This is a genomic window from Adlercreutzia wanghongyangiae (assembly GCF_035989245.1).
GTDB lineage: Bacteria > Actinomycetota > Coriobacteriia > Coriobacteriales > Eggerthellaceae > Adlercreutzia > Adlercreutzia wanghongyangiae.
This window is the reverse complement of record NZ_JAYMFF010000014.1, coordinates 144,973-162,284: the sequence shown is the minus strand read 5'-3', so window position 1 is coordinate 162,284 and position 17,312 is coordinate 144,973. Positions and strand designations below refer to the sequence as shown.

13 protein-coding genes and 1 riboswitch are annotated in these 17,312 nt (G+C 65.0%); of the genes, 7 read left to right on the top strand and 6 right to left on the bottom strand.

Translation table 11 applies throughout. The annotated features are described in order from the left end of the window. Positions 1–100 precede the first annotated feature (100 nt). Together VIN30_RS07870 and thiM are read right to left on the bottom strand one after the other, a co-directional pair. Positions 101–400, bottom strand: coding sequence for an MTH1187 family thiamine-binding protein (locus VIN30_RS07870; RefSeq protein WP_326426510.1), 300 nt, complete (start codon positions 398–400; stop codon positions 101–103). A 238-nt stretch (positions 401–638) separates the two neighbouring features. Next, a complete protein-coding gene (gene thiM, locus VIN30_RS07865) occupies positions 639–1,484 on the bottom strand; it encodes a hydroxyethylthiazole kinase (protein WP_338210637.1) in 846 nt (281 codons plus the stop codon). A gap of 50 nt (positions 1,485–1,534) precedes the next feature. Continuing rightward, positions 1,535–1,657, bottom strand: a riboswitch (TPP riboswitch). A 206-nt stretch (positions 1,658–1,863) separates the two neighbouring features. Here thiM and VIN30_RS07860 point away from each other — a divergent pair. Then, the gene (locus tag VIN30_RS07860) at positions 1,864–3,156 is read left to right on the top strand and encodes an MnmA/TRMU family protein (protein ID WP_338210635.1); all 1,293 of its coding nucleotides are present in this window, start codon (positions 1,864–1,866) and stop codon (positions 3,154–3,156) included. A gap of 240 nt (positions 3,157–3,396) precedes the next feature. Further along, positions 3,397–3,972, top strand: a complete 576-nt coding sequence (locus VIN30_RS07855) for a DJ-1 family glyoxalase III (protein WP_338210633.1) — start codon at positions 3,397–3,399, stop codon at positions 3,970–3,972. 134 nt (positions 3,973–4,106) lie between these two features. On the opposite strand, the gene ade is transcribed toward VIN30_RS07855, so the two are convergent. Beyond that, positions 4,107–5,924, bottom strand: coding sequence for an adenine deaminase (ade, locus tag VIN30_RS07850; protein ID WP_338210631.1), 1,818 nt, complete (start codon positions 5,922–5,924; stop codon positions 4,107–4,109). A gap of 296 nt (positions 5,925–6,220) precedes the next feature. Between ade and VIN30_RS07845 the strand changes: the two genes are divergently transcribed. Beyond that, a complete protein-coding gene (locus VIN30_RS07845) occupies positions 6,221–7,366 on the top strand; it encodes an aldo/keto reductase (protein WP_338210629.1) in 1,146 nt (381 codons plus the stop codon). Between the two features lie 297 nt (positions 7,367–7,663). Beyond that, positions 7,664–9,166, top strand: a complete 1,503-nt coding sequence (locus VIN30_RS07840) for a flavocytochrome c (RefSeq protein ID WP_338210627.1) — start codon at positions 7,664–7,666, stop codon at positions 9,164–9,166. Between the two features lie 32 nt (positions 9,167–9,198). Here VIN30_RS07840 and VIN30_RS07835 read toward each other — a convergent pair whose 3' ends face one another. After that, the gene (locus tag VIN30_RS07835) at positions 9,199–10,116 is read right to left on the bottom strand and encodes a LysR family transcriptional regulator (protein ID WP_338210625.1); all 918 of its coding nucleotides are present in this window, start codon (positions 10,114–10,116) and stop codon (positions 9,199–9,201) included. A 141-nt stretch (positions 10,117–10,257) separates the two neighbouring features. Between VIN30_RS07835 and VIN30_RS07830 the strand changes: the two genes are divergently transcribed. The 3 genes from VIN30_RS07830 (at position 10,258) to VIN30_RS07820 (ending at position 14,828) form a co-directional block, all read left to right on the top strand. After that, a complete protein-coding gene (locus VIN30_RS07830) occupies positions 10,258–13,143 on the top strand; it encodes a molybdopterin-containing oxidoreductase family protein (protein ID WP_338210624.1) in 2,886 nt (961 codons plus the stop codon). Positions 13,144–13,145: 2 nt separating this feature from the next. Beyond that, entirely contained in the window at positions 13,146–13,721 is a 576-nt protein-coding gene (locus VIN30_RS07825; RefSeq protein WP_338210622.1) for a 4Fe-4S dicluster domain-containing protein, read from the top strand. A 243-nt stretch (positions 13,722–13,964) separates the two neighbouring features. Continuing rightward, positions 13,965–14,828 carry a TorD/DmsD family molecular chaperone gene (locus VIN30_RS07820; RefSeq protein WP_338210621.1) on the top strand — a complete coding sequence of 288 codons (864 nt, stop codon included), beginning with the start codon at positions 13,965–13,967 and terminating at the stop codon, positions 14,826–14,828. 14 nt (positions 14,829–14,842) lie between these two features. Here VIN30_RS07820 and VIN30_RS07815 read toward each other — a convergent pair whose 3' ends face one another. Both VIN30_RS07815 and VIN30_RS07810 read right to left on the bottom strand, forming a co-directional pair. Further along, the gene (locus VIN30_RS07815) at positions 14,843–16,129 is read right to left on the bottom strand and encodes an ATP-binding protein (RefSeq protein WP_338210676.1); all 1,287 of its coding nucleotides are present in this window, start codon (positions 16,127–16,129) and stop codon (positions 14,843–14,845) included. 225 nt (positions 16,130–16,354) lie between these two features. Beyond that, entirely contained in the window at positions 16,355–17,248 is an 894-nt protein-coding gene (locus tag VIN30_RS07810; protein WP_338210620.1) for a LysR family transcriptional regulator, read from the bottom strand. Positions 17,249–17,312: the final 64 nt, after the last annotated feature.

Sequence of the window (17,312 nt, the reverse complement as noted above, 5' to 3'; positions counted from 1 at the left end):
AGGGGTGCCTCGTCGAGCAAGCTGTTCTGCTGGCGAGGGCCCCTGATGCGCGGGCGATGCAGCCGAGTTTGTGCAGACCCCGTGGCGAACGGTGGATTGGCTATTCGGCCAGCAGCGTCTCCACTTTCTGCACCTTGGTGTGCAGGGTGTCGGTGTGTCCGGGGCGCACGTCGGCCTTCAGGATGACCTCGGTGCGGATGCCCCGGTCGGCCAGGGCGAAGGTGGCGTCGCGCACCGCGGCCATCACCTCGTCCCAGGGCCCTTCGATCTCGGTGAACATGGAGGTGGTGCGGCAGGGAAGGCCCGACGCGCGGATGACGCGCACGACGTCGGCTACGTAGGGGGCCAGCTCGTCGCCCACCCCGAAGGGAGCGATGGCGACGGCAACGAGGGTGTTCATGGGGCGTCCTTTCTGACGGGTGCAATGCAAGCGGTCATTTCTGGTCACGGATTCGAGTTTTGTGCAGCGGCGCCGAGAGTAATCCCGCCGAATCGCCTTGGGAGCAACCCGTGGGGGCTGCGAGGGCGTGCAGAGGCGGCCTTTGTACGCCGTTTTGTCGTTAGATTTGCACAAAAGTCGAATCCGTGACCAAAGTCGGGGTCTTTTTGTGCAGCAAACGGGTTTCGGTTGTCGGGAATCAGGCGGCCTCGAAGGTGAGGGGCGCGTCGGCGGCCTCTTCGGGGATGATGTGGGAAAGCTCGTCCAGGAAGGCCACGGCGAAGCTGCCCGGGCCCTCGCAACGCGCCGCCGCCCGTGCGCCCGCAAGGTTGTAGGCGGTCGTAGCGGTAAGGGCAGCCGTGAAGGGGTCGGCCACGCAAGCGTACACCGTGGCCACGCCGCCGAGCGAGCAGCCCGAGCCGGTAACGGAACACATGAGCGGGCTGCCGCCTTCGGCTCGCACGATCACGGTGCCGTCGGTGACGAGGTCCGCCGGGCCCGATACGGCTACGGCGCCCCCGGTGAAGCGGGCGATGGCCACAGCGGCGGTGCGGGCGGCCTCCACCGAGTCGGCGGCATCCACCCCGCGCGGGCCCTGCGTGTCGACGCGCGCGGCATTCAGACCCCACAACTCGGCCACGGCGATGATCTCGGAGGCGTTGCCGCGCACGATGGCCGGCGGCCACTGGCGCACTTCCTGGATGAGCCGGGTGCGCAGGCTGCCGATGCCCACGCCCACCGGATCGAGCACCCAAGGCGTGTCGCCCTCGGCGCAGGCACGGGCGCAGGCGGGTACCGTCTCGGCGTATACGGGCAGCAGCGTGCCCAAGTTGATGTACACGGCGCCACCCAGGCCTGCCACGCACTCTGCCTCGTCGGGCAGGTATACCATGGCGGCCGAACCGCCCGTGGCCAGCTGGGCATTGGCGACGAAGTTCTGGGTGACAGTGTTGGTGATGGACGGCGCGAGCGGGTTGGTTTCGCGCACCTCGCGCACGGCGCGGGCCATACGGGTCCGCAGCTCGGCTTCGGCGATCTGGGTCATGAGATCGTTCCTTTCCGGAAGCAAAAAAGGCGCACCCTGGGGGAGCGCCTTATGCTGGTGAGCATGCTCCCTACGACAGTGTTAGCTGACAGGTTCGAAGGGTTGGGCGGCCGCCCTCTCAACCGCGGCGGCGACGCGCTGAACGTCGTCGGGCGGTACCCCTGCATGGGACACAGCCTACCATGCTTGCTTGTTTGCGCGGGCGGGAAAAACGCGCGGCCGGTCGAAGGGGCGTCCGAGAGTGCTCTGCGGCGAGTACAGCGGGATGGGCGCATGCAGACTCCCGCGGCCTGCTGCAGGAGCGATGGGCCCCGCTGCGTTTGCAGAGGTGCTGACTAGTGTCGGGCGGCACTGGCGGCCGCTGTGCTATCATGCCCCCATGATTTCTCGGGATGACAGAATCGGTGGGGAGCTTCCCGCCGGCAGCGTCATGGCCGCCATGTCCGGTGGGGTCGATAGCTCGGTGTGTGCGCTTCTGCTGCAACGGGCTGGTTGCGACGTGCGCGGCGCTACGATGGTGTTGCATGGCGATGTCGCAGCCGGCGCGGGTGGCGCAGCTGCCTGGAGCGAGGGAGCTGTCTGCGGCTCGTCGCGCGACGTGGAGGACGCGCGAGCCGTGTGCCGACATCTCGGCATTCCCCATGACGCCTTTGACCTGCGTGACCGCTTTGACGCGGCGGTGGTGCGTCCCTTCTGCGAGGCCTATTTGACGGGGCGCACGCCGAACCCCTGCATCGATTGCAACCGCTACTTGAAGTTCGAGGCGCTCCAGCAGCGCCGCCGCGAGCTGGGCCTGCGGTATGTGGCCACGGGGCATTACGCGCGGCGTCGGTGGGACGAGGTGAGCGGGCGCTGGCAGCTGCTGCGGGCAGCCGATGTCGCCAAAGACCAGAGCTACGTGCTGTACCATCTTACCCAGGACACGCTCGCGCATATGCTGTTTCCGCTGGGCGATCTGACTAAGAACGAGGTGCGCGCCCTGGCCCGTGATCACGGCTTCACCACGGCGGACAAGCCCGAGAGCCAAGACATCTGCTTCGTGCCCGACGGCGATTACGCGGGTTTCATTGAGGGCTGGTGCCGAGTTCGTGATTGCGAGGGGGCGGTTTCGCGCGCGTCTTTGATGCGCGGGATCGAGGGCGGCCTGAAGGCCGCCCCTACGGAGACGAGGTTGGCTGGGATGGGGGAAAACCCGAAGGCTGCTCTTGCGGAGGCGGGGCTGGCGATTGCCTCGGCTGCCGATGCCTTCGCGCCAGGGGAGATCGTCGACCACGCGGGTCGGGTGCTCGGCCAGCACGCCGGGCTCATTCACTACACCGTTGGACAGCGCAAGGGCATCGGCGTGGCGGCGCGCGAACCGCTGTACGTGCTGGGGAAGGACAACACGGCCAATCGCCTCGTCGTCGGCTTTAGGGATGAGCTGGAAAGCCGCGGCGTGGTGGCACGCGACGTGAATCTCATTGGCGGGGACGCTCTAGGTGGTCCGCGGCGCGTGCGGGTAAAGACCCACTATCGCCAGCGTCCTGTGGATGCCACGGTGGAGCAGACCGGTCCCGATGAGTTGACAGTCGTCTTCGCTGAGCCGCAGCGCGCCGCGGCTCCAGGTCAGGCTGTGGTGGTATACGACGGCGAGTTGGTTATTGGGGGCGGCACGGCGGCGCGCAGCTTCTAGGGATTTTCCGACAAAAGTTACGTTTCTCAGAACCCTGGCCCGCTTTTTAGCGTTGCATGGGCGGCAAAACGCCTGTTTTGCGTTGAATTTAGGGTTGGGGAGGCCGGATTTTGCCCATGGCCTTCTGAGAATCGTTGGTTTTGTCGCGAAAGGGTGCTTGAAAGCGGCAACTTGCTTTCGATTTCGGCTCGTTGCACGTGAAATACGCTATGCTCAGGCGCACGACTCAAGGAAAACCGCGTGGAAAGGAAGCGTGCCATGGCGAAGACGGTGGCGATTATGCTGGGTGACGGGTTCGAGCCAGTGGAGGCGATCGGCCCGGCCGATGTGCTGCGCCGGGGTGGTGTGGGTGTCGACCTGGTGTCGGTGATGGGCCGTGTTGAGGTAACGGCGGCCCAGGAGGTGAGCGTGCGCGCCGACAAGCTGGTGAGCGATGTGGACCTGGCTACCTACGACATGGTGGTTATGCCCGGCGGTTCGGTGGGCGTGGAGAACCTGGAGGCCTGCCCTGCGCTGGCCGACGAGCTGCGCCGTCGCATGGCGGCCGATGGACTGGTGGGCTCCATTTGCGCCGGCCCCACCATTCTGGCGAAATTGGGGCTGTTGGATGGTCGCGAGGCGGTGTGTTACCCCGGTTGCGAGGAAGCGTTTCCCGCGGGTGTGTACCAGGCGGGCAGTGACTTGGTGGTGGACGGCAACCTTATTACCGCCGCCGGGCCGGGCACGGCGCTGGTGTTCGGCATCGCGCTGCTGAATGCCCTGGAAGGCGACAAGGTGGCCCTTGCCGTGGGCCGCGACATGCTCGTGCTAAGGTAGGTGCCGCGCTCGCGCCGCTGGGCGTCTGGTGGCCTGGGGTGCGAAGGTGCTGGGAAAAGTTGGAAAAGGCTCCCGGCCGCTGGAGTGTGCTCCATGGCGGCCGGGGGCCTTTGCGTGCTTGGGGGGGGGCGAAGCTAGCCTTCCTCCACCACCAGGTCCACGAACTGGAAGGTGGTGCAGTCCACGAGCCCCCGGTTCGTGAGGCGCAGCTCGGGCAGGCAGGCGAGCGGGATGAGGGCCATGGTCATGAAGGGCGAGGGCATGGTGCAGCCGATCTCGGCCCAGGTCTCTTCCAGGTGGTGCACCTTCTCGCTCATGGCCGGCGCGGTAAGGTCGTTCATGAGGCCGGCGATGGGCAGCTCCACGAGCCCCAGCACCTCGCCGTCAGCCACCACGACCATGCCGCCGCCCACCTCGGCCAGCGTGTTGGCCGCCAGCGCCATGTCTGCGTCGTTGGTGCCCACCACGAGCAGGTTGTGGGCGTCGTGGGCCACAGTGGAGGCCATCGCACCCCGCTTGATGCCGAAGCCCTTGGTGAATCCCACGCCGAAGGTGCCTGTCTCGTGGTGGCGCTCGAACACGAAGGTCTTCAGCACGTCCTGGCTAAGGTCGCTCGCCAGCGCCCCGTCGCGCACGGTCAGCGCCACGTGGGCCTCGCGGTCGGGCACCGAGCCGGGCAGAAGCTCGATGGCGCGCACGGTAACGCGCTCGCCCTCGGCCGTGCCGGCGGGCGCTTCCACGCGGAAGGTGCCGGGGGTGATGGCGCGGCCCAGGTGCATGGAGTGGGTGACCCACTCGGGATAGGAGAAGGGTTCCAGGTCGAAGGTGATCTGCCCCCTCTCGGCCACCACCTCGCCGTCGATCATGGTGCGCACGACGTTCAGGTCCTCCAGGTTGTCCAAAAACACGATGTCGGCGCACTTGCCCGGGGTGATGGAACCCAGCTCGTGTTCCATGCGGAAGCAGGTGGCGGTGTTGATGGTCATCATCTGGATGGCGGTGACCACGGGAATGCCCAGGCCCACGGCCATGCGCAGGATGTAGTCGAGATGCCCCTCGGCCACGAGCGTGTGCGGGTGGGTGTCGTCGGAGATGAGGTTCGCGAAGCGCGTGCCGATGTCGGTCTCGGTGATGGCCGCCGCCAGTTGGGGCAGGTCGAGCCAGGCCGAGCCGTAGCGCAGCTGGGCGTACTGCCCGAGGCGCATCTTTGCCAGGGCGTCCTCGGCGCGGGTGGACTCGTGGCAGCAGCGCACGCCGCAGGCCACGTACGCGTTCAGCCCCTGGTCGGTCTCGGGCACGGAGTAGTGGCCCGTGATTACCTTGTCGGCCGCGAGGGTGGCGGCCAACTCGCCGTGGGCGTGGTCGGTGCCCGCCAGCACGCCGGGGAAGTTCATCATCTCGCCGAGGCCCACCACGCCGTTCCAGGTCATGGACTCGGCGATTTCCTCAGGCCCCACGAAGGCGCCGGTGTCCTCGAAGCCGGGCACGGCCGGCACGCAGGAAGGCGTGGTGACCATGGCCTTCAGCGGGGTGCGGGCGGCGTCGTCCATCATCACGCGCACGCCCTCCAGGCCGAGCACGTTGCACACCTCGTGCGGATCCCAATAGATGCCCACGGTGCCGTGGGGGATGACGGCGCGGGCGTACTCGCCGGCGCCCATCATGGACGATTCCACGTGGATGTGCCCGTCCAGGAAACCGGGGGCGATCACCTGGCCCTCCGCCTCGATGACCAGGGTGTTTTCGCCGATGCAGTGCGCGGCGCTTTGCCCCACGTAGGCGATGCGGCCCTCGGCAATGGCCACGTCGGTGCCGTCCAGCACCTCGGCGGTGCACACGTTCACGAGCCGGGCCCCGCGGATGACGGTGTCGGCAGCCGTGCGCCCCTGGGCCACGGCGGCCAGGGTTCGGGTGCATTCCCAAAGCGGTTTCTTGCAGAAGTGGTTCAGCATGGCGCCTCCTTCAGCGCTCGGAGGACCGCAGATGCTCACGGCCCGTGCCCGCGCGTCCCGTCGTCGAGATCGGCCTGGGGCTCCGATTCGGTAGGGCGGCTTGCGGGCGGTTCAATTCCCTGGGGCCAGTGTACGCTCCTTCCGCCTGCGTGGGCGGCCGAGCGCCCGATAATGCAGAAGGGCTTCATGCTGCCATCGTTGACTTGAAGTACACTCCAAGTGATTGAATGAGCGCGAGAAAACAGGAGAGGCATCAGGGGCGGCACAGGCAAAGTTGCAAAGGAGAGGAGCGCGCCATGGAGTATCGCGAGCTGGGTCGCACGGGTCTGAAGGCGAGCGTCATCGGCTTCGGGGCCGAGTGGATTGGCAAGATGGAGCAGGCCGAGGTGAACGCCATGGCCGCCCGCGGAGCGGCGGCGGGGGTGAACATCGTGGACTGCTGGATGAGCGACCCGGCGGTGCGCTCGGCCCTCGGCGAGGCGCTCGAGCCTATACGCGCGCAGTGGATCATCCAGGGGCACGTGGGCAGCACCTGGCAGGACGGCCAGTACGTGCGCACGCGCGACCTGTCTCAGGCGCGCCCCGCCTTTGAGGACCTGCTCGCGCGCCTGCGCACCGACCATGTGGAAATCGGCATGATCCACTACGTGGATTCCTGCGACGAGTTCCGCTCCATCATGGCTGGTGACTTCATCGGCTACATGCGCGAGCTGGTGCAGGCGGGCAAGGTCGGCCACATCGGGCTTTCCACCCACAATCCCGAGGTGGCCCTGCTGGCCGTGGACGAGCCGGAGATCGAGGTGGTCATGTTCTCGCTGAACCCGGCTTTCGACATGATGCCCGCCTCGGAGAACTTGGACGACCTGTTCGGCGACTACGAGAACGTGTCCGGCGACGGCATCGAGCCTGCGCGCGCCCGCCTGTATGCCCGGGCCGAGGCGGCCGGCACCGCCATCACGGTGATGAAGGGCTACGCGGGCGGCCGTTTGCTGTCGGCCGCCTCGTCGCCCTTCGGGGTGGCGCTCACGCCCGTGCAGTGCATCCACTACGCGCTCACCCGGCCGGCCGTGGCCAGCGTCATGGTGGGCGTGGAAACGGTGGAGCAGCTGGACGAGGCCCTGGGCTACGAGGGCGCCTCGGCCGCCGAGCGCGACTACGCCAGCGTGCTGGCAGGCGCGCCCAAGCACGCCTACATGGGGCAGTGCACCTATTGCGGCCACTGCGCGCCGTGCACGGTGGGCATCAACATCGCGTTAGCGAACAAGTTCGCCGACCTGGCGGTTATGGCCGACGAAGTGCCTGCATCGGCGGCGGCCCACTATGAAGCCATGCCCGTCACCGCCGGCGCCTGCATCGCCTGCGGCGACTGTGAGCCCCGCTGCCCCTTCGGCGTGCCCATCATCGAGCGCATGGAAGCGGCCGAGCAGCTTTTTGGCTGCTAGGGGGCTCGGCGCCCGCGCCTTGTTGGCGGATGCCGAATTGGTGCCGGTGGGCAAGCTCCGGGCGCCTCGCGGGATACGATTCCCGCGAGGCGCTTTTTACGCGCTGCCAGTGATGGGGCGATGACCGTGCGATAACGGATTTGCTTCGGCGCCATCAGTCGGGTGACGATACGCGAGCGTGGGGTAAACACTCGGCTATTTGCTCATTTATCAGGGGATTTCCCATCATAAAGTAGTTCTGGACAAAAGGGCTATCGGCCCTGATGCGCGCAAGGCGTAATCGAGAAAGGAACTACCATGGCTGGTAACCAGAAGCTGTTTTCGTCGGTTGACAATGTAGGCGGCGCCCCGCGCCTGACGCGCCGCGGGTTCCTGGCTGCTGCGGGTGCCCTGGGCGCTCTGGGGCTGGCGGGCTGCGCTCCGCGAAGCATCAGCGAATCTGCCGATCGCGACCCGGTGGAGAACAACGACTACGACGTGGTTATTGTGGGCGCGGGCGGAGCGGGCCTGTCGGCGGCCATTGCGGCCCACGATGCGGGTGTGGAAAAGGTCGTCGTGCTGGAGAAGATGGGTGTGAACGGCGGCAACACCAACTATTCCTCCAGTGGCATGAATGCATCCGAGACCAAGTTCCAGAAGGAGCAGGGCATCGAGGACAGCACTGATCTGTTCATCCAGGAAACGCTGGACGGCGGCCACAACACTGGCGACGAGGAATTGGTCACCTTCATGTGCGAGAACTCGGCTGCCGCCATCGACTGGCTGGACAGCCTGGGCATCACGCTGGACAACATCGGGCAGACCGGCGGTATGTCCGTGAAGCGCTGCCATCGTCCCACCGACGGCTCGGCTGTGGGCGCCACGCTGGTGCCAGGGTTGGTGGCGGCTGTTGCCGAGCGCGGCATTCCCGTTCGCAACCTGTGCGAGGTGACTGAGCTGGTGACCGACGACGGTGCCGTGGTGGGTGTGGTGGCCGACGACAACAACACGCCGATCCAGTACAACGCGAAGGCCGTCATTCTGGCGGCGGGCGGTTTGGGCTCGAACCCCGAGATGATCGCCCAGTATCGCCCCGACTTGAAGGACTTTGTGAGCACGAACCAGCCTGGTGCCACGGGTGACGGTTACCGGCTCGCCGAGGACGTGGGCGCCGAGCTGGTGCAGATGGACCAGATTCAGATTCACCCCACGGTGGAGCAGACCACCCACTCGCTTGTGGCTGAGGGTATTCGCGGCTCCGGGGCCATTTTGGTGAACGCCGAGGGCAAGCGCTTCTTCGATGAGATGTCCACTCGCGACAAGGTGTCGGCCGCCGAGCTCGCCCAGCCGAACGGCGATGTGTGGTGCGTGTTCGACCAGCAGGTGTACGACGCGAACAAGTCGGTCGCGAAGCTAGAGGGCCAGGGCCTGGTGACCAAGGCCGACTCGGTGACCGGCCTGGCGGAGGCTATCGGAGTGGATGCGGCGGCGCTTGAGGCCACCATCGCGGCTTACGATGCCGTGGCCGGCGGCGCGGCTGACGAGTTCGGGCGCACCCAAGGCTGCATCGTGTTCGCCGACGGCCCCATGTACGCCATTAAGGTGGCCCCGGGCATCCATCACGAGATGGGCGGCATTAAGATCAACGTGAGCAACGAGGTGCTGGATGCGGACGGCAACGTCATCCCCGGCCTGTACGCGGCCGGCGAGGTGACCGGCGGCATTCACGGCAACAACCGTATTGGCGGCAACGCCGTGTGCGACATCGAGGTGTTCGGTAAGAACGTCGGCGAAGTGGTGGCGTCGCGCGTGGTGGCGTAGCCCGGCTAAGGTACGTTTGTCCGATAACTCGCTTAGCAAGGAGCCCGGTAACCCCGGGCTCCTTCGCGTTCCGCCTCTGCGCACGCACCTTTCAGCGCATCCAGGAAGGCCTGGGCCTGGCGGGTGGGCAGCGTCTTGCGCCAGACGATCCCCTGGGCTGATTCCAAGGTGGGGGAAAGCGGCACGAAGGCCAAATCGCTCATCTCGTTGGTCTCGAACAGGCCCCGGTACGTGAGCGCGCTGCCGAGGCCCGCCCGCACGAGGAACTTGGCGTTGAGCGGCAGGTTGTAGGTGGCGCGTACGTCCATCTCGTCGGCCAAGTCTCCCAGCCACTGGCCCAGCACGCCCACCTTCACGCCCTGGCGCGAACTGATGAGGGGTTGGCCGACGAGGTCTTCGGGCGCGACGGAGTCCAGGCGCGCCAGGGGGCCGTCGCGGCGCGTGAGGATGCCCCACGTGTCGGTGTGGGGCAGGCGCATGGTGTGCATGTCCACGTGGCTGCGCACTTCGCATTCAAGGAAGAAATCGTAGAAGCCGCGGACGAAGTTGTCCATGAGGTCGGCCGAAGTTCCGCTGTACAGCTCGAAGGTGATGCCGGGATAGAGGGCCTGGGTGCGCCGCATGGCCTCGGCGACAAGCTCCATGGCTTGGGTCTCGCCGGCGGCGATGTGCACCTTGCCGGCGATGGAGTGGGTGGGAAGCGCGATTTCCTCTTCGGCCTTGTCGGCCAGGGCAAGGATGGATTCGGCATAGCGGCGCAGGATAACGCCGTGCTCGGTCAGCTCGATGCCCTTGCGATTGCGCTGGTACAGGGCGTGGCCCAGCTCGTCTTCCAGGGCGGCCAGTTGGCGCGAGAGCGTGGGCTGGGTGACGTGCAACGATTTCGCCGCCGCGGTGATAGAGCCCTCCCGAACTACGGTGGTGAAATAGCGCAGCGTTCTCAGTTCCATGGATCCCCCCGATTCCCCTGATTCTCCCCATGCCTTCCAAGCATATACAAGATTACATTATAAGCATTACCTATGGAACGTGCATCCTCCGTATGATTCGGGCTGTCAGGAGAAGACAAGAGAAAGAGGAGGGTGATGTTCATGTCTCTGTTGGACAAGAGCCTGAAGCGTCGCGATTTCTTGAAGGCGAGCGCCGCCGCCATGGCCGCCACCGCTGCCGTGGGAGCCGCGGGTTGCGCGCCCCAGGCCGGCACGGACATGGCCGCCACGGGCGATAGCGCCGCACATCCGGTGGCATCCGATGCCGCCATCATCGAGGGCAAAGGCGAGTGGATGCCCATCCACTGCCACCAGAACTGCAACCAGATGTGCCTGAACATGGGCTACGTGGTGGATGGCGTGGTCGTTCGCCAGAAGACCGATGACTCCCATGCCGACAGCTTCGACTGCCCCCAGCAGCGTTCCTGCTTGCGCGGGCATTCCCTGCGCCAGCAGGTGTACAACGCCGATCGCATCAAGTACCCCATGAAGCGCAAGAACTGGCAGCCCGGCGGCGGAGATGCCGCCCACGGCGAGTTGCGCGGGCGTGACGAGTGGGAGCGCATCAGCTGGGACGAGGCGCTGACCTACGTGACCGACGAGCTCAAGCGCGTCTACGCCGAGTACGGCCAGGATGCCGTCATCTGCAACGCCTGGCGCTGGGCCCCCGGCTCCGCCATGTTCCCGGTCATCGGGGGTGCTGTGTACAACACCGAGTGCGAGTCCTTCGGCTGCTGGGCCTTCCAAACCGAGGCTCTCGGCATGTACTCCCACGGCGACCATCCCGACATCATGATGGCCCCCGACAAGTACGACCTGCCCAATGCCGACACCATTGTGCTGTACGGCTGCAACCCCGCCTGGGCTCAGCACTCGTCCATGTACTGGCTGAAGAACGCCCAGAAATCCGGCGTTGACTTTGTGTTTGTCGGCCCCGACTACAATGCCACGGCCGCCGCTATGGACGCCCGCTGGATTCGCGTGCGCCCCGGTACCGACACCGCCTTCCTGCTGGCCGTCGCCTACGAGATGGTGCGCCTCGATGAGGAGCGCGGCGACATCATCGACTGGGATTTCGTGAACGAGCGCACCGTGGGCTTCACGCCCGAGACCATGCCCGCCGACGCCACCACCGACGAGAACTTCCGCGACTACCTGCTCGGCGCCTACGACAACACCCCAAAGACCCCGGAGTGGGCCACGGAAATCTGCGGCACGCCGGTTGAGGACATCACCTGGTACGCCGAGATGGCCGGCAAGAACAACGCCGTTATCTTCCTGCACAGCTATGCCGCATCCCGCTACCTGGGTGCCGAGAACCTCTCCCAGGCCTTCATGACCGTGTCGGCCTTGGGCGGCCACTACGGCAAGTCGGGCCACGGCTCGGCGGCCATCTACACGTGGGATGCCGGCGACTCGGGTTTCCGCCTCATTCAGCATGCCGGTGGCGACTGGGGCTATGTGGACAACCTCGTGGGCTCGCCCGCGGCCACGGGCCCCAACCGCAACATCGAGGGCAACTCCTGGTGGAGCTCGCTGGCTGACGGGAAGTACCTGTCCTCTTCGGAAGGCCCCTACGATTTGGGCTCCAGCGACGCGGTGGGCGACCCCACGAAGCTGCGCGCCAACACTCCTACCTACCACGAGGCCCGCGAGATGCCGGTGAACCCGCGCCTGCTCATCTCCACGAACTCGAACTTCATGCAGACCCGCGGCAATCTGCCCACGGCCATCAAGGTCATGCGCGCCGCCGACACGGTGGTCTCCTTCGAGATCAAGCTGTCGCTGACGGCCCAGTTCGCCGACATCGTCCTGCCGGTGTGCACCCACTGGGAGGGCAACGACGACGAGTCCTGGGGCGAGCTGTCCTGGCCGAGCGCCTTCGGCGACGGTAACGGCCAGAAGCAGCGCAAGGATGCCCTGCTCGCCTGGAGGCCCCTCATCAAGCCGCTTTACGAGGCGCGCGAGGAGAAGCGCGTGTTCCGCGAGATCATCGAGCGCATGGGGTTCAATCCGGACGACGCCTACCCGAAGAGCAACTACGACCAGTGGCTCGGCTACTTCCTTGGCATGCGCGTGCTGAACGAGGACGCGACGAAGTGGGAGCCGGTCATCACCTGGACCGACGCCGACAACGAGAAGTACCACGCGAGCTATCCCGTGCAAGAGGGCAAGGTCGGCTTCGACCAGTTCATGGCCGACGGCTGCTATGTGGTTCAGCGTTCCGAGGGCGATAAGCGCAACTACGTGGGCTACCGCGACGACAAGCTGGGCATCGGCGAGGACGGCGAGTCCGTCATCGTGACCGATACCGCCTGGCCGCGCCCGTCGGTTTCCGGCAAGCTGGAGATCTACTGCCAGTTCAAGGCCGACAATGCGAACCGCATCGGCTTGAACGACGAGCCCATCAAGCCCTACGCGAACTATTTCGTGCCGCGCCGTGGCTACCAAGAGACCTTCGCGAACTGGGAGACCAAGGAGAAGGGCGCCTATCCGCTGCAGGCCTACACGCCGCACTACATGCGCCGTGCCCACACCTGCTACGACAACATGGTGTGGACCCAGGAGGCCTTCCGCAATCCAGTGTTCATGAACGCCGACGATGCCGCCGAGCGCGGCATTGAAGCCGGCGACACCGTGCGCTGCTTCAACGACTTCGGCAGCATGCTGCGCATCGCCCAGCCCATGCAGGGCATGATGCCGGGTACGGTCGGCATTCCTCACGGCGTGCACTCGGTGTTCGACGAGACCGACCCCGACCATATCATCGATCGCGGCGGGAGCGAGCAGATGCTCTCCGATGGCATGCAGTCGAACTACTTCCCCCAGGTGGACGGCTATAACAGCCTGCTCATCGAGATTGAGAAATACGACGGCGAACCTCTGGAAGAGGACTTCGAGCGCGGCCCGTTCTTGGCTGCCAGCGTGGACGCCGCAAGTTCGCCCGCCTACGTGGTGCCGGGCGCTGAAGAGGGACAGGAGGCTTAATCATGAGCTTGGGATTCTATGTTGATCTGGCCAGCTGCATCGGCTGCCGCACCTGCCAGGTCGCCTGCAAGGACCGTCGCGACATCCAGGTGGCGGGCCCGCGCCTGCGCCGCGTGGACACCTTCGAGTGCGGCACCTACCCCGAAGTGGGCATGTTCCACCTGAACATCTCCTGCAACCATTGCGAGAGCCCGGCCTGTGTGGCGAACTGCCCCACCGGTGCCATGTACAAGGACGACGACGGCACCGTGCAGCACAACGACGACGAGTGCATCGGTTGCCAGACCTGCGTGAACTCGTGCCCCTACGATGCGCCGCAGTTTATCGAGGAGGACAAGATCGTGCAGAAGTGCGACACCTGCCGTGCTCTGCGCGAGGCGGGGCACGAGCCGGTGTGCGTGGAGGCCTGCCCCATGCGTGCCATCGAGTTCGGCGAGATGGACGAGCTGCGTGCCGTCCACCCCGATGCTGTGAGCGAGCTGCCCTGCACGGAGGTCGCGGCCACCACGGGCCCGAACTTGCTCATCGGCGCGAGCCGCGCAGCACTGTTGGAAGCGTTCAACCCGGTCGTTCTGTAAGTCGTTCGGGGTTGGAGATCCCTCGACTTGCTTCGCTCGCTCGGGATGACGCGGAAAGGGCATGTCATCCCGGGCGTTGCGGCCGGCTTTTGGCCCGATGTCATCATGGGCGGGCACGTGTTGAGTCCCGCCCGTGTCATCCTGAGCGGAGCGCGAAGCATTTCGCCCCCGTGTCATCCTGAATGGAGCGCGAAGCGCGGAGTCGAAGGAACTTGAGCATCAAATCAGAGGAGGGAGCCCATTATGACCGACATCGCCGCGCTGCGTCGCGAGTCCATCGACTTGGAGGCGCTGCTGCTGTCCCGCGAGTACCTGTACATGCTGTTCCACAAGCTGCTCGGCGGCACGCCCGACGAGGCCGTGATCGCGCTCGTGCTCTCGAAGGCCACGCGGGATGTCGTGGAGGAGTTTGCTGGCGAGGATCCCTCCATGCGGGGGCTCGGCCGCTTTCTGCAGGATCTGGGTGAATGCGTCGACCGCGGCGTCCTGCTCGACCAGGCTCGTGACGAGTATACCCGTCTGTTCATCGGTCCGGGCGAGCTGCCCTGTCAGCCCATCGAGTCGCCCTATCTGACCCACGACATGGCGATCTTCCAGGAGAACACCCTGGCTGTGCGGGCCCTCTACCGCGACCGTGGTCTGGCTCTCGCGCGCCTCATGCGCATTCCCGATGACCACGTGGCCACCATGTGCGGCTTTATGGCGCGCGAGGCTGCGAGCTCCGTGGCAGAGCTGTGCGATGGGCGCCTGCAGGCCCTGGCTGACTCTCTGCGCCGGCAGGAGGCTTTCGTGCGCGATCATATGCTCACGTGGCTGGACGACTTCGCCCGTTGTGCCCGCCGCTCGAAGACGGCGGTGCTCTACCCTCAGATGATCGAGGCTTTGGCTGCCTTCGTCCGCAATGACGCCGTGCTGCTCTCCGAGTCCGCTTTCTGGGCGGAGGGCGCCGTTGCGGCCAGCGGGGGCGTCATCGCTGACGGCCTCGGCGCGCTGCCCGGCAGCCCTGAGACGGCCGTCTTCGCCGAGGTGTCCGAGGCCCTTGACGCCCTCAAGCGCGTTCGCCCCTTCGGCATCGAGGACCACGAGCTGGTGAGTGCATCGGCCTAAAGAAGGGCCTCTCTTTACAGCCAAAGCCCCGTGTTTCCCATTAAGTAGAGGGGAACGTTGGTGAGCCAGTCCTGCTCGCGGTAGTCGGAAAGGGAGAAGCGTCGGGCTTGAACTTTCGGGTACTTCTCTTTGAAGCTGCGTAGGCTTTTGGCGCGCAGGTTCTCCTCGGCCTTCACCTCGATGGCGTACACGATGCCCGCCGATTGCGCGAGGAAGTCCACCTCACCCCGGGAGTTCTCGGCTGACCAGTAGCAGGGAGTGAGCTTGCAGCAGGCTATAAGCTCTTGGCATGCGTACTGCTCGGTAAGCGCCCCTTTGAATTCCTCGAACAGGGCGTTGCCCTCGATGACGCTCCTGCCGTCCAGCTCGCTCATGGCGCCGAGTAGGCCCACATCCAGCAGGAACACTTTGAATGCGCCCGGATCGCGATAGGCCTTGAGGGGCATTCCCGGCTTAGCCACGCGCGGTACCTGGTAGATGAGGCCGGCTTGTCTCAGCCACGTGAGGGCGCTCTCGAACTCCTTCGCCCGGGCGCCCTTTGCGAGGCGGCCGAAGATGAACTTCTTGTTCTCCTGGGACAGGTGGGCGACGACGGAGTCCCACACGGCGAAGACGCGCTCGGCCTCGCGGGGGGCGATGTGCTTGGAGAAGTCGCGCTCGTAGTCGGCTAGAATCCGCTTTTGGACGGCGCGTGCGGCATCGTAGTCCCGATGTGTGAGAAACGCGCTGACCGCCTCGGGCATTCCCCCCACGAAGTAGTAGGTTTTCAAGAGGGCGATCGCCCGCGATTTGAAGGCCTGGATGAGCGCCGGATTCGGGTTCTGCAATGATGCTAGGAATTCCTCTCCCTCGGCCGCTAAGGCGAATTCCTCGAAGGAAAGGGGGTAGAGGTCGAGCGTTTCCACCTTGCCTACGGGAAATCCTGTCCCGCTTTGAAGGAGGATTCCCAGCAAAGAGCCGGCGGCTACGACCGAAAAGCCGCGCGGGTCCTCATCGAAGTACTTGAGGGCCGTGAGCGCCTTGGGATTTTCCTGGACTTCGTCGAACACGATGAGGGTGGAGGCGGGCTCGATGGTGACGCCGGTTTGCAGCTGGAGACCGGCGATGAGGACATCGATATCGTACCCTGCGTCGAATAGCTCGCGCATGGCCGCGTTGTTGTCCATGTTCACATAGGCGATGCTCTTGTAGTGACGCCTTCCTAACTCCTTGATGAGCCACGTCTTTCCCACTTGACGAGCTCCGTTGATGATAAGGGGTTTCCTGCGGGGATTCTCTCGCCATGCTTCGAGATCGCGCATGAGAAAACGCTCCATAGACACCTCCCTTGCTCAGTGCACGTCACAAGTATACAAAAACAAGGACGTAAAAGTGCGGAAACTCACAAAAACAAGGACGTAAAAGTGTTGAAACTCACATAAATCAGGACGTAATGGGAATATGGGTACGGAATCGTCCTCTTCAACCGTCAAACGTTCCCTGTCTTTCGCTTGCGCGTGCATGTCCTGCAGGACAGCGAGGAAGACCTAAATTTGGCGGGTTTGGGCTATGGCGTTGGCGAAATCGGTCATGGCTTCGCTGGGGTGCTTGGAATACACCAGGCCATAGGGCATGCGCCAGGGCCAATCAACCGGCACGGTGATCATAGACGGATGCGCATCGGCCCAGACATGATAGATGGGCAGAAGGTATCCAGCCTGTTCGCAGGCATTGAATGTGGTGATGTCGTAGTGGGTGGAGACTCCCACGATGGATATGCCGGGGTGGTTCTCTTTAATTTCGCTGCGCAGAGAACTCACGATGGGGGAGTCGCCGCCAGGGACCATCATGATGGTCTCGCCATCCAGATCGTCCCAGCTGATGAGCTCGCGCGTGGCGAGCGGATGGGAGCGGGGGACGGCGAGGCAATAGGGCATTTCGTCCAGCAGGAGGATGTTCGTCGTGGCGCGCCAGCGTTCGGAGTCGCAAGGGGCCACGAAGCAGTCGATGCGGCGTCCTAGCTCGTCGACCACCTCGTTGAGGCTTGTCGTATCATCGTCGAAGGGGATGATCTCCAAAGAAGTGTCGGGCTTGTCGGGCCCAAGAGAGTCCCACAGGTCGAGTAGGGGGCGGCAAGGGCGCAGCACCGAGGTTCCCACGCGCACGACGCGGCGCTCTCCCTCGCTGGTTGCTCGGGTTTTCGCCAACGTGCGGTCTGCCAAATAGGCGAGCTCGCGGGCTCTTTCGAAGAAGATCTCGCCGGCCGTCGTGGGCTTGACGCCGCGGGTGGTGCGCTCGAGGAGCTGCACGCCTACCTCGGCCTCCAAGCCGTCCATCTGCGCCTTCACCGATACCTTGGAAAGAAACAGTACGCGGGCGGCTTTGGCGATGGAACCGCTTTCAACCACCTGAATAAATGTTGTGACCCGCTTGTCGAGCATAGGCTCCCCTTCCCCTCGGCCGCAGTATAGGACTTGGGAGAGCGTTAGTCCAGAACTAACGCTA